The sequence below is a fragment of the Bradyrhizobium sp. BLXBL-01 genome (assembly GCF_051853025.1).
Taxonomy (GTDB): Bacteria; Pseudomonadota; Alphaproteobacteria; order Rhizobiales; family Xanthobacteraceae; genus Bradyrhizobium.
The window spans coordinates 6,505,514-6,518,034 of record NZ_CP182471.1 but is presented as its reverse complement, the minus strand read 5'-3'; the positions used below and the strand labels follow the sequence as shown (position 1 = coordinate 6,518,034).

General features: G+C 59.8%; 10 protein-coding genes. 8 read left to right on the top strand and 2 right to left on the bottom strand.

What is annotated here, in order from left to right:
* The 4 genes from ACNJYA_RS30290 to ACNJYA_RS30275 all read left to right on the top strand — a co-directional run bounded on the left by ACNJYA_RS30290 (position 1) and on the right by ACNJYA_RS30275 (position 3,349).
* Positions 1–909 (top strand): fumarylacetoacetate hydrolase family protein, encoded by a 909-nt coding sequence (locus ACNJYA_RS30290; protein WP_212254382.1) that lies wholly within the window; start codon positions 1–3, stop codon positions 907–909.
* The gene (locus tag ACNJYA_RS30285; protein ID WP_212254383.1) at positions 909–1,346 is read left to right on the top strand and encodes an acyl-CoA thioesterase; all 438 of its coding nucleotides are present in this window, start codon (positions 909–911) and stop codon (positions 1,344–1,346) included. Before ACNJYA_RS30290 ends, ACNJYA_RS30285 begins: the two co-directional genes overlap by 1 nt.
* Entirely contained in the window at positions 1,343–2,044 is a 702-nt protein-coding gene (locus tag ACNJYA_RS30280) for a hypothetical protein (protein WP_439364163.1), read from the top strand. Before ACNJYA_RS30285 ends, ACNJYA_RS30280 begins: the two co-directional genes overlap by 4 nt.
* A gap of 321 nt (positions 2,045–2,365) precedes the next feature.
* Positions 2,366–3,349, top strand: a complete 984-nt coding sequence (locus ACNJYA_RS30275; RefSeq protein ID WP_212254385.1) for an ABC transporter substrate-binding protein — start codon at positions 2,366–2,368, stop codon at positions 3,347–3,349.
* 270 nt (positions 3,350–3,619) lie between these two features.
* Here the strand turns inward: ACNJYA_RS30275 and ACNJYA_RS30270 are convergent, their stop codons facing one another.
* On the bottom strand, positions 3,620–4,141 hold the full coding sequence (locus tag ACNJYA_RS30270; protein ID WP_246570592.1) for a Cache 3/Cache 2 fusion domain-containing protein: 522 nt from the start codon (positions 4,139–4,141) through the stop codon (positions 3,620–3,622).
* A gap of 413 nt (positions 4,142–4,554) precedes the next feature.
* Positions 4,555–4,974, bottom strand: coding sequence for a hypothetical protein (locus ACNJYA_RS30265; protein WP_349628373.1), 420 nt, complete (start codon positions 4,972–4,974; stop codon positions 4,555–4,557).
* Positions 4,975–5,572: 598 nt separating this feature from the next.
* Here ACNJYA_RS30265 and ACNJYA_RS30260 point away from each other — a divergent pair.
* From ACNJYA_RS30260 to ACNJYA_RS30245, 4 genes are all read left to right on the top strand, one after another.
* A complete protein-coding gene (locus tag ACNJYA_RS30260) occupies positions 5,573–7,378 on the top strand; it encodes a vanadium-dependent haloperoxidase (RefSeq protein WP_212254387.1) in 1,806 nt (601 codons plus the stop codon).
* Positions 7,379–7,980: 602 nt separating this feature from the next.
* The gene (locus ACNJYA_RS30255) at positions 7,981–9,321 is read left to right on the top strand and encodes an adenylate/guanylate cyclase domain-containing protein (protein ID WP_036046399.1); all 1,341 of its coding nucleotides are present in this window, start codon (positions 7,981–7,983) and stop codon (positions 9,319–9,321) included.
* A gap of 242 nt (positions 9,322–9,563) precedes the next feature.
* The gene (locus tag ACNJYA_RS30250; RefSeq protein ID WP_212254388.1) at positions 9,564–11,111 is read left to right on the top strand and encodes a winged helix-turn-helix domain-containing tetratricopeptide repeat protein; all 1,548 of its coding nucleotides are present in this window, start codon (positions 9,564–9,566) and stop codon (positions 11,109–11,111) included.
* 399 nt (positions 11,112–11,510) lie between these two features.
* Entirely contained in the window at positions 11,511–12,488 is a 978-nt protein-coding gene (locus ACNJYA_RS30245) for an ABC transporter substrate-binding protein (RefSeq protein ID WP_212254389.1), read from the top strand.
* Positions 12,489–12,521 lie beyond the last annotated feature (33 nt).

The window sequence follows — 12,521 nt, the reverse complement described above, 5'->3', positions numbered from 1 at the left end:
ATGCGTCTCGTAACCTATACTCTCGGCGCCGCCGGCGCCCGCCTTGGTGTTCTCGTCAACGGATTGGTCGTCGATGTCGAGCGCCTCGGCGCATCATTCGGCCTGGAATGGCCGAACGACATGATCTCCTTCATCGACAATAACGCGACCTTGCTGCCGGCGCTTAAGAGTGGCCTGGAAAGCGCCAATGGACGCCTGCCGGCCGGCGCCGCGGTTCCGCTCGAGGACGTGAAGCTGCAGGCGCCGATCCCGCGGCCGCGCAAGAACATCTTCGGCATCGGGCTGAACTATCGCGCCCATGTCGCCGAGTCCGCCAAGAGCCTGGACACCGACAAGGATTTGCCGAAACAGCCGGTCGTCTTCTCCAAGCCGCCGACCTCCGTGATCGGCCCGGGCGCGGCGATCCAGCACAATGCGAAGATGACGCAGCAACTCGACTGGGAGGTCGAGCTTGCCGTCATCATCGGCAAGACCGCGACGCGGATCGTGCCCGAGAAGGCGATGGACCACGTGTTCGGCTATTCGGTGATGATCGACATCTCCGCGCGCGACAACCGCCGGGCCGGTCAGTGGATCTTCTCCAAAGGCATGGACACCTATGCGCCGTTCGGCCCCTGCATCGTGACTGCGGACGAGATTCCCGATCCGCATGATCTGCGGTTGTGGCTGACGAAAAACGGGGTCGTGAAGCAGGATTCCAACACCAAATACATGATCTTCGACATCCCGGTTTTGATCTCGGACATTTCGTCGGGCATGACGCTGGAGCCCGGCGACATCATCGCGACCGGTACGCCGGAAGGTGTGGGCGCGGGCATGAGCCCGCAGGAATGGCTGTGGCCGGGCGACGTGGTGGAAGCCGGGGTCGACGGCGTCGGTGTCATCCGGCATCCGGTCGTTGCGATCTGATGAGCGAGTTCTCCTTCGAGCGCAGGCTGCGGTTCGCAGACTGCGACCCTTCCGGAATCGCTTACTTCCCCTCCTATCTGAACATGTTGAACGGGGTGGTCGAGGATTTCTGGGGCGACATCGGATTTCCTTGGCCCGAATTGATCGGAAGCCGGAAGATCGGCGCACCGACGGTGCATCTGACCTGCGATTTTTCGCGGCCGTCGATGTTCGGCGATCTCCTGACCTTCAAGCTGCGCATCGGCAAGGTCGGAAGGGCCTCGCTCCACTTGGCGCACGTGGTCTCCGGTGCAGACGGCACGCGCTGGCGCGCCGGCCAGATTCTTGCTGCGACGTCGCTGGAAAATCATCATGCGATTCCCTGGCCCGATGACATTCGCGGCGCGCTCGAGCGACATCTTCACGCCGACGAGGGAACGCAGGCGGTATCGTCATGATTTCGCTGTTCGTGACATTCTCCGATCCGGCAGGCGAGCGGCGGCTCGATCCGGAGGACATGGCCGTCGCGGCCGAATTGGCTGGGTCGATCCCGGCGGTGACCGAGGCCTTGCTGTTCACGCCGCTGGAGCAGTCGGTCGATCATCCCTACAAGGCCGACGGCGCTGGTCCGGCGCTTGCGCTTCAGCTGCGGTTTGACGATCTGTTCGCATGCGAGGCGGCGATGAACGGCGGCGGCAACCTCGCCAGCCTCGTGGCGGGCGACGGATTGCCGAGCCTCACCGGACTGGAGGTCACGCACCAGGTGATGCTCACGCGCGCCTTTCCCGTCGACGTCGCCGCGCATCCGGAAGGCGCCGGCACGCCGTGCAGCTATCTGGTTCACTATCCCGGGCCTGCCGAAGACATGAACGCCTGGCATTTGCACTATCTCGAGCATCACCCGGCGATCATGCGGACCTTCCCGGATGTCCGCCAGATCGAGATCTATACGCGGATCGATTGGGTCGACCGGTTGCCGTCGCGGCGGGTCGAGCACATGCAGCGCAACAAGCTGGTGTTCGACAGCCCGGCCGCGCTCGCACGCGCCCTGAGCTCCGACGTCATCGCGCGCATGCGCGCCGACTTCGTCCAGTTCCCGCCATTTGCGGGCGGCAACAAGCATTTTCCGATGCTGACGCGGACGATCAGGCGCTAGCGGTGCGGCTCATAACGTGCGGCTAATGCACGCGGACAATAGACGTGTCGATCGTCTGCACGGCAGCATCGGCTTAGTGGCAAACCACTCGTAGTCCGTGAGTTCGTAGCGCATGATTCGGCCCCTTCCTTTGGGGGCCTTGAATCATGGCTCGGCTGTCAGCCTCGACAGGTCGCTAAGCACCCGGAAGCAGACCTATTATGCTCACCTTGAGTTTTGACGTTCATGACCCGAAGCGGACGTTTCCGACGCTGCAGCGCGATACAGACAAGGCCCAACGGATACCATATACTCGCGAGCGGTCTCTGGCTGGAGCAGCTCATGAGACGACGCGAATTCATCACATTACTCAGCACCACGGCTGCGATGTGGCCGCGCATAGCGCGCGCGCAACGGCAGGGGCGCATCCCCAAAGTTGGGGTCCTCTGGCATGCCGCGAACATCGAAGAAGAAACTCCGTACTATCAGTCCCTGACTGAGGGTTTTAGAAAGCAGGGCTATGTAGACGGACAGAACATAACGCTAGAACATCGCTTTCCTGATGAAGTGCCCGAGGCTTTCGACAGGATGGCAGCCGAACTCGTATCTTTAAAGTGTGATGTATTGATTGGAGCTGGGGCAGCTGCGCCGTACCTGAAGAGGGCGACAAGGACCATTCCAATAGTGTTTGTTTTTGGCTTTGACCCTATCGGAGCCGGCCTGATCGAAAACTTTGCGCGCCCCGGCGGGAATGTTACCGGATTGTCGAACTTTTCCGTCCAGCTAAGTGCGAAGCGGTTGCAGTATCTCAAGGAAATTGTCCCGACGGTTACGCGCGTTGGATTGCTGATCAACCCAAATGTTAAAATATCGAGCCTCTATGTTCAGGAGGCGATCGAAGCCGGAATCAAGCTCGGCGTTCATACCCAAGGTTTCGAGGTGCGCTCGCTCAGCGATTTCGAACCCGCATTTGACGCGATGGTAAAGGTTGGCATGCAAGGAGTCGTCGCGAACGGAGAAAGCCTGATCTTTCAGGCTAGGAGAGTGATCGCAAATCTAGCACTGGCACGTAATCTGCCGAACTGCGGCTACGTAAGAGAGCTTCTTGAAGCAGGTGGTCTTATCTCCTATGGAGTTGACCAGCGTGCGATGGCTCGCCGTGCGGCGGTTTACGTTGATCGAATTTTGAAGGGTGAAAAGCCCGCCGAATTGCCCGTAGAGCAACCGACCAGATTTGAGCTGCTCATCAACCTAAAAACCGCCAAGGCACTCGGTGTGACCGTGCCTCCTACGTTGCTCGCCAGCGCCGACGAGCTGATCGACTAACTTTACGCTGCAAGTGCGATAGGCCGTTGTTGGCTTAGCAGAACCACGCCGATCCCGGTGTGATGTCGCGGATCGCCAGTAGAGCGGACGCGGGGCCGCTTTAGGTGCGACGGCAGCTTCTGACTCAAGGCAGACATTCCGCAAGTCCCGGGAAGCGCGAACACAAACTTGTAGTCACCGATCCAATCGTTTCGTGCCCTCACCCCGCGCCGAGCGCGGTTGGCATGGACGTTGAAGCACATTGGCGGCACGACAGACCGCAGAGGCGATCTATTTCAGATAGCCGACGTAGTAGATGCCGACCACGTTTTGCGAGGCATCCCGGATAGGCTTGTAGCCTGTGACGTAGGGCTTGCCGAGGATGTCGACCTCGCCATAGAAAGCGTCGCCCTTCCTGATGGACTCGATCGCCTTGCCCTTGGGATCCAAAATAGTTCCGATCGCTCGGGAGCCATCATCTTTCTTCACGTTAGTCGCGACCCGAACATACTCGTCACCGCTTCTGACGAAAATTGTGGCCGTGCCCTGCGCTTTCCTCACGACCTCGTCGACCAGGTCGAAACTATTGTTCATCTTTGCCGAACCAAAATAAATGACAGGTACCTCCTTGCCTGCAACGGGTTCAGTACCTTCGACCCTTGGCGGACCAAGCTGGGCCGCGATCGACACCAAGAGGTCCATGGCCGCCTTGATTCTCGGGTCCTGAGGTTCGGTTGGCTGAGCCAAAACTGACGTGGTCCAGGTGAGACACGCGGCGGCAAACATGCGGATTGCGGTTTGCTTGAGTTGCATGAGGTCTCCTCCTTTCCTGGAAAGGCAGCGATACCTCTGGATGACTCGGATCTGGGGCTCTTGCGCACAAAGTGCGTCGTCAGTTCGCATTGCGAGCCGCATGGCGACTCATACAAACGTATCCGCTACCGATGTGAACCTTGCGGGAATCTCAACTCCCGTCGGATATCCCTCTTTGTTCAGCGCACTGATCCCAAAGTTCAGGCGATGAGGCAAAAAGTCGCGCGCCGGAGGTAAAGGTGGTTGGAAATGAGTCAGCGCTTCTAACCCGAAGGGCAACCATTGGCCCATTGCTTCCATTAGGGCGTAGCGGTGAGTTGTCCGGAGACGGGGGAAACCGGACGCTCCCGACCGCTGGTCAAAACGGAGCTTTTGATCCAATTCGGAGCTGGACGGGCGCCACTGCGGTTCAACTACGGAAGTCCTTTGGTCGCCGTAAAGGGATTGAACCCGCGTTCTGCAAGAGCAGCCCACGAAGCAGCGCCAAGATGTGGCAATCGGAAATAGAGTCGTGGCTTGGCCGGATCGGTATCCAGCATGAACCCGGTCGGTAGCGCTCGGACACTTGTGGCATAGAACCCGCCATCCGGCGACCTCTGGGATTCGATGACAGCGACCAACGATTTTGCCTCCGCAGTCCTGCCGAGCAATTTCAGCAAGAGAGCCATTTGGCTTGTCCCTTCGGTCCACACACCATCTCGGTCTTCACCGTAGGCGTTCCGCAGCCGTCCATCATGCCAGCTCCGGTCGTTGTCGATGGCCCAGAGAATCGCCGCGCCGATGCGACGTGCTTTGTCTTGCTCACCGCAACCGACCAATGCGATGGCGGCCACCGCATTGTCATAGAGGCATGCGGCGCCATGCAGAGGCCCCGAGTTCACGGTCGGATAGCTGGGCAAGAACAACGGCCCTGGCGGTGCCTTATCGATGAGACCAGCGAGGTACCCGCATGCAGACGCTTCTGGTGTTGCCAGAGCCCGTCGTGGAGTGGCGACCACAAGGATTATGAGAGTCGTTAGGATGCATACCAAGGAAGTTATTCGGGCCACTTGTCGTTCTCCGGGTGGCGGCTGATCTTATACCCATCGGCGATGTCTGGAAGTGGCCCCGTTGCAGAACAAGCTCCTGGGCTCTCCAACGGTCGGCTTTTGATCCTAAGCGGAAGTCGTCCAAAGATTCAGGCGTCTTTTCCGGACGCACGAGATCGTGTACTCTTTAAATAGCTGTCGTCGCAGGCGGGAATGCCGAATTCCTCGCGGGACTGAACGGACAGCAGTCGTGCCATCGGCAGCATTGCACTCGAAAAACCGACTTCCTTTTTCGCCGGTCCTTCAGCATTCGCATTCCAACGCGGGTGCGCGCAAGGCGCGCCCGGATGCTTTGAATCTGAAGCGCGGGCCCCAGAGCGTGCCTGCGAGGAAGGAGATCTCCATGGCTGACCACCCCACTATTTCGACTGTATATGACCTGGCATCGCCGACCCTGCCGACCCTGCAGACCACGGCGGTCACTCGCCGCTCGCTCCTCGGCGGGGCCGGCATCGCAGTTGGCGCCGCCGTGCTTGCGTCTCCGCCGGGTATGTCCGGAGTAGCCCCGGCCGCGGCGCAGACCGTGGGCGTGGGCATGGAGGCGCGACCGCTCGACGCGGCGTTCAAGCGCCGCGCCTTCGAAGTCCGAGCGGCCTGCGCGAGCAATAACGAGAAAATTCCCATCCCGCCCCACCCGGCGAATGGCGATGAGGCGCGCTACACCAACAAGATCGGTTCCGATACGCGGGGCCTGCCGCACGACAAACGCGGCGAAGTGGAACAAGCTGCTTGGCAGGCTTTCTATATTGCTTGCCAGTCGGGCGATCCCGCTGATTTCGAGAAAATCCCGCTCGGCGGCACGCGCAAACTGGTCAATCCGGTAGGCACGCTGGCCGTCAGCCTGAGCGGCATGAACCCTACTCAGATTGCGCTACCGCCGGCGCCGGCCCTTGCAAGTGCGGAGCGCGGCGGCGAGGCGGTCGAGGTATACTGGCAATCCCTGCTTCGTGATGTTCCGCTTACCGAGTTGCGCGACGACACCTCCAACCGCGACGTGCTTGCAGCGACCGAGGAAATCAACAAGCTTGCGGATTTCCGCGGGCCGAAGTCTGGTGGTCGGGTCACACCCGGGACGCTGTTCCGTGCCAATGCGCTTTACTTCGACCCGACTGACCCGAAGGGTCGCTCCGTCACGCCTCTGGGTGTTTTGGACGGCCCGCTGATCTCGCAATTCCTGCTCCGGGACGTGCCCAACGCCGCACAGTGGGTCAGTGCTCAAATTCGCACCCCGTCGCCCGCCAACGAATTCCTGACCGAATATGAGGAGTGGCTGGCGATCCAGAATGGCACTCCACCGAAACGCAGGCTGCAGTTCGACACGACACCGCGATACGTAGCGACAGGAAGAGATCTCGCCGAGTATGTCCACAGTGGTCCTGCATTTGGGTGGGCGGCAGCACTGCTCCTTGCAACACCCGGCGGTGGGACGGACCAACGCTACTCCGGGATGTATCCACCGGCCGAGCCCGCGTCCTACCCATCGAACCCGTATCGAAAATCGAAAACCCAAAACCCTGGAGCTGCCACCTTCGGGTTGCCCTATCTGCAGGCACTAGTCGCTATGGGGATCAATAACTCCGCCCGCGTGTCCTACTGGCAGAAGTATTTCGTGCACCGGGCTGTACGACCGGAAGCCTATGGCGGTCTGGCCCACCATCGCCTCGCCAATGGCGTGAGCGACTACCCGTTGCACGATAACTTCCTGAGATCGGAAGCCCTCGATCGCAGCAAAGGCAGATACGGCACCTATCTTTTGTCACAAACCTATCCGGAGGCCGCACCCTTCCATTCCAGCTATCCCGGCGGTGCCACGAGCGTTGGTGCCGTCGCAGCTACCCTATTGAAGGCATTTTTCGACGAGAGCCGCGTCATCGCCAACCCGGTGCAGCCCGATCCGGCCGACCCGACGAAACTGGTGCCCTATAACGGGCCGCCGCTCACGGTGGGTGGAGAGTTGAACAAGCTCGCGGCGAATTACGGTTTCGGACGGAATTGGGCGGGCATCCACTGGCGTTCCGACGCCTCCGCCTCAATGGCGATCGGCGAAGAAGTGGCTATCGGCATGCTGCGGGACGAGCGCATGACCCTCCGCGAACCTTTCGACGGCTTTTCCTTCACGCGCTTCGACGGCAGCCGCGTGACGATCTGATAGCAGTCGGGCGACGCCCCCTGCCGTGGGGCGCCGCCCCGGTCCTGTGCAGAGTAGTGGAAGCGTTTATGCCCGACAGCCTATTGGTGGGAGCTGAGCGCGGCGCCTGCTCAATCAACGAGGACCCAAGCCGGGGGCGACTCTCGTTCTGATCATCTTATGATGCGTGGTTGACCTGACCCGTGAACCGCAAACTTTCAATGACCGGAGCAGCCCACCAAATGCTTGCTTACCAACAATCTTAAAGACAGCGAAATTGCTCGGCATCGAGATTCCGGCATCCTTTCTCGACTGTGCCGACGCGGTGATCGAGTAGGCACAGTCCACTTCCGGAATTGGCCCATCGTGTCACATTGCATCGCCGCACCAACTCGGTAGCTTTCGGGACGAAGCCGACATCAAAGGGTGAGCAAGATCGGCCGGACCGGTCGCGTTTGACCCGAAACGCACATCGCGGCCGCACCTGGCGTCACCCTGGGTTCCCCCAGTCGCGCCGGTACTTACGGGTGGGCGGCAGCCAAATTCTCCACCGAATTTCGCTAGCCTGACGCGGAATGAGGTGCGACACTCGCGCCGCGCGGTTTGTCACGCAGTAGGCCACCATGGCTGACATCCCGGCCACTCACTATGTCAAAAGTGACGACGTCCATATTGCCTATCAGGTGATGGGCGACGGTCCGCGCGACCTGCTGTTCGTCCCAGGTTTTGTCTCCAATGTCGAAGCGCTCTGGCAATCGCCGGCACGCGCTTCCTTTTTCCGCAAGCTTGCAACGTTTGCGCGGGTCATCACGTTCGACAAGCGCGGCACCGGAATGTCCGATCGCGGTTCCCAGATCTTCACGCTTGAACAGCGGATGCACGACGTGCAGGCGGTGCTGGACCAGGTTGGTTCTCAGCGGGCCACCTTGTTTGGCGTGTCCGAGGGCGGTCCGATGTCGCTGCTCTATGCAGCTACGTATCCCGAACGCACGTCAGCTCTGGTGCTTTGTGGCACTTATGCGCGACGCTCGTGGGCCCCTGACTACGCATTCGCGTGGACCGATGCGCAGTGGAGCGCTTTCCTCGATGACATTGAGCACCATTGGGGTTCGGCAGATGCGATGAGTTTGCTGATGTGGGCGCCTAGCCTCGCTGGCAATAAGCAGGCACTTGAGCAAACCGCCGCCTACTTCAGGGCCTCGGCAAGCCCAGGCGCGGCATCGGCGATCATGCGCATGAACCGGGAGATCGATGTCAGGGACATCCTGCCCGTGACGCGTGTGCCGACCTTGATTTTGCATCGCACCGATGAGCGCGTCATTGACGTGAAGCATGCGCGCTACATGGCGCAGCAGATTCCTTGCGCCAAACTGATTGAGCTCAGCGGTCAGGACCATATGGTCTGGGTTGGCGATCAGGATGCAATTATCAATGAGGTCGAAGAGTTCGTCACCGGGCATCGGCAAGCAGCGGAGCCGGACAGGGTGCTTGCAACTGTGCTGTTTGTCGACATTGCGGGATCGACGGAGCGCGCGGCCGCTCTCGGCGACGGCGCCTGGCGCGTGCTGCTGGATGCGTTCTATGCCAAAGCTCGGGGCGTGCTCGGTCAGTATCGCGGCCGCGAAGTCAATACCGCCGGCGACGGTTTCCTTGCCACGTTCGATGGCCCTGCGCGCGCTGTGCGTTGCGCGAGCGCAATCGGCGACGCGGTGCGCCCACTCGATCTGAAGGTCCGTTGCGGTTTGCATACCGGCGAGTGCGAATTCGTCGCTCACGATATTGTTGGCATTGCCGTGCATATTGGTGCACGTGTGGCGGCGCTAGCTGCCCCGGGTGAAGTTCTGGTCTCACAGACGGTTCGCGATCTCGTGGCAGGCTCCGGATTGACGTTTGAGGAGCGCGGCCGCCACATTCTCAAAGGCGTGCCCGACAAATGGCGTCTGTTCCGTGCGGTAACGACCTAGCACGTCTTCACCCGCCATGCGGTCAACGCACCGCTTCCGAGAGCTGAGCGGAATAGCATCGCGGATCTGCCCAGGTCAGCCTTTGACCCAAACCGGAAGTCGGGCTGCGCCGCATCAGATGAGATGCCACGGCTCAAAACCCGCTCAACCATCGGCTTACATTTTTCATACCATCGGCTTATTCTTTGGGTGTGCGAAGATGCCTTCCTGCGAAGGGAGGACACCGTGAGAGGTTTGGCAACTTGCGCTATCGCTTCGAGGAATTCGCATTTGACATCGACCGGCGCGAACTGCATCGCGGGGCACAGGTCGTTTCCATTACACCACAGGTGTTCGATTTGCTCGAATACCTGATCCGAAATAGAGAGCGCGTCGTCAGCAAGGACGACCTTATCAACGCCGTTTGGAAAGGTCGCATTGTGTCCGATGCTGCGCTTACGACTCGCCTGAATGCTGTCCGCGCGGCCATCGGCGATACCGGCGAGGAGCAGCGCCTCATCAAGACGTTTCCGCGCAAGGGATTCCGTTTCGTCGGACAGGTGCAGGAGACGCGAGAAGTTGCGGGCCCGGATCCGGGCGATGCGCCCGAGAGCGCTCTTGCGCTCCCCGACAAGCCCTCCATCGCGGTATTGCCGTTCGATAACATGAGCGGCGATCCCGAGCAGGAATATTTTGCGGACGGAATGGTTGAGGAGATCATCACCGCGCTCTCGCGGTTCAAATCGTTGTTCGTGATCGCTCGCAATTCTAGCTTCACCTTCAAAGGTCGAGCCGTCGATATTAAGGAAGTCGGGCGCAGACTTGGCGTGCGCTACGTCCTTGAGGGGTCGGTGCGCAAGGCGTCAGGCAAAGTTCGCATCACTGGGCAGTTGGTTGATGCGGTGACAGGCGCGCACATTTGGGTGGACAGGTTCGAGCGCGGCCTGACTGATGTTTTCGTTCTTCAGGACGAAGTCACAGTTGCGGTCGTCTCAGCCATTCACCCGAAATTACTTCAAACAGAAATTGCGGAGGCGGCGCGGCGACGACCGAAGAACCTCACCGCGTATGATCTCTATCTTCGAGCCGCGCAACAGTACTACCCAATGACCCGTGAAGGGGTGGCCGAAGCGATCAGGCTGGCTCGTCGGGCTTTGGAGCTAGATCCTCGGTTCGGCGTTGTCGCTGCTCTGGCAGGTCTCTGTCACATGAACAACGTCCTTTTTGGCTATGCTGACGATCCTGATTTCGAGCGCGAGGAAGCAATCCGGCTTTCTCGCTATGCATTGAGCGTCGACGATGATGATCCAGACACGTTAGCAATGGCTGCCGCAACCTCGGCATTCATGGTCAGCGATAGTGAACGTGAGATCGAAATGGCAGAGCGGGCGGTCAAGCTCAATCCAAATTCACATCACGCATGGAATGGCCGAGGTTGGGTCTATACAATTGCAGTTCAGCCGGAGGAAGCGGTCCGCAGCTTTGAACGTGCTATCCGCTTGAGCCCGGTAGACCCGCTGCTATACCGGCCGTTTACTGGGATGGGGGTGGCCTTAATTGAGCTTCGGCGCTTTGACGAGGCAATCGTCGCTGGAAAGAAGGCCCTTCGTCAGAACCCCTATTCGTCGGCTTACCGCTGTCTCGCCGCCGCTTTCGCCCATCTCGGACGCGACGCAGAGGCGCGTGAGTGGGCGGCGCATGTGCTTAAAGTCGATCCCGCCTTTACAATATCTGCGTGGATCGCCCGGGGCGGGCAATCACGCTGGAAGCTGTATACCGAGGGTCTTCGCAAAGCCGGGTTACCCGAATAAGCTCGGTGCGCGGGTGCCGACGAGGTGATCGAACAGAAACCCTTGTTGCTGCGGTGCATGAGTCCGGAAATGGCCCATCTGGGAAGTTGCGCTGGGTCTCACGGAGGTCCGCTTGTCGGCGTCCCGTCTTTTGAAGTGCTAGACTTCGACCATCGCTGCTCGCCCGCGCCGACGAGGTGATCGAATGAGGGCGTAGTTTGCTGCGGTCGGCACTTTTCGGACCTGCCGTGTCACCTGACGATTTACGCTTCCGAGGTAGACTGGACATCTCTGCTACGACGTCAGACTTCCGAAAGTGAGCCATAGCGTTCATTTGTGATCGCTCGGAATGTCTCGAAGCTGCTATTAACGCTCGACCTGGCAGACCGAACGCCTTCCGTGCAGCGATACGGTGATCGCATGAGACGATTTGCCGTTACAGTGTCCGCGCTTCTGGTTGTGCTGCTGTTCTTCGGGTCGGCAGCCACAGCTCAATCGGTGCGAAGAGTGGCGCGGATCGGCATGCTTTGCGTCCCTGCTTGCAAGGTTCCCTATATTGAGGCGTTTTCGGACGAGCTTCAAAAGATTGGCTGGGTCGAGGGCACGACCATTGCGACTGAGCGGAAAGACCCGGATTATCACCTCGACAAGCTTCCGGCGCTCGCGGCCGACCTCGTGCGGTCGAGACCCGATCTAATCGTTGCCTTCACTCCTTTTGCCGCCCGCGCTGCCAAGAACGCCACCCCCGACATACCAATTGTAATAATTCTGGTCGCCGATCCGGTCGGTATGGGACTTGCGTCAAGTCTTGCCCGTCCTGGCGGAAACCTTACGGGCGTCGCTACGATGGATCGGACCGATTTTGGTGGGAAGTTTCTTGGTATTCTTCGAGAGGTTTTGCCACAGGCCAAACGCGTGGGAGTTTTCCTCAACACCTCAAACGAGATGCATCGGCTGGTGTTTCCGGAGACGCCAACCGCGGCCGCCAAGCTCGGCTTTCAGCTCGACGTAATCGATGTGCACGAAGTGGGGGAAGTGCCTCGCGCTGTTGCCGCCGCAAAAACCCGGGGAGCCGAGGCCTTGGACATATTTAGTGACCCAGTCTTTCCTCCGAACCGTGTGGCGGATCTCGCAGTACAAGCCGGTTTACCATCGATCTCCTTCGACGCCGGCTTTGCGCGAGCGGGCGGATTGATTTCCTACGGGCCGGACTTTCCTGCCTTGGCTCGAATTGGGGCTCACTATGTGGACCGAATTCTGAGGGGCGCCAAAACGGCCGAGCTTCCTATCGAGCAACCCACCAAATACCTGCTTGTCGTTAATCTCAAGACAGCGAAATCGCTCGGTATCGAAATCCCAGCTTCCCTTCTCGCGCGCGCGGACGAGGTGATTGAATAAGGCTTGTCACTTCCGGTGTTGGCCCATCGCTTC

Coding starts and splice junctions, on each gene's coding strand:
- ACNJYA_RS30290 (WP_212254382.1), top strand. CDS start 1: ATGCGTCTCGTAACCTATACTCTCGGCGCCGCCGGCGCCCGCCTTGGT.
- ACNJYA_RS30285 (WP_212254383.1), top strand. CDS start 909: ATGAGCGAGTTCTCCTTCGAGCGCAGGCTGCGGTTCGCAGACTGCGAC.
- ACNJYA_RS30280 (WP_439364163.1), top strand. CDS start 1,343: ATGATTTCGCTGTTCGTGACATTCTCCGATCCGGCAGGCGAGCGGCGG.
- ACNJYA_RS30275 (WP_212254385.1), top strand. CDS start 2,366: ATGAGACGACGCGAATTCATCACATTACTCAGCACCACGGCTGCGATG.
- ACNJYA_RS30270 (WP_246570592.1), bottom strand. CDS start 4,141: ATGCAACTCAAGCAAACCGCAATCCGCATGTTTGCCGCCGCGTGTCTC.
- ACNJYA_RS30260 (WP_212254387.1), top strand. CDS start 5,573: ATGGCTGACCACCCCACTATTTCGACTGTATATGACCTGGCATCGCCG.
- ACNJYA_RS30255 (WP_036046399.1), top strand. CDS start 7,981: ATGGCTGACATCCCGGCCACTCACTATGTCAAAAGTGACGACGTCCAT.
- ACNJYA_RS30245 (WP_212254389.1), top strand. CDS start 11,511: ATGAGACGATTTGCCGTTACAGTGTCCGCGCTTCTGGTTGTGCTGCTG.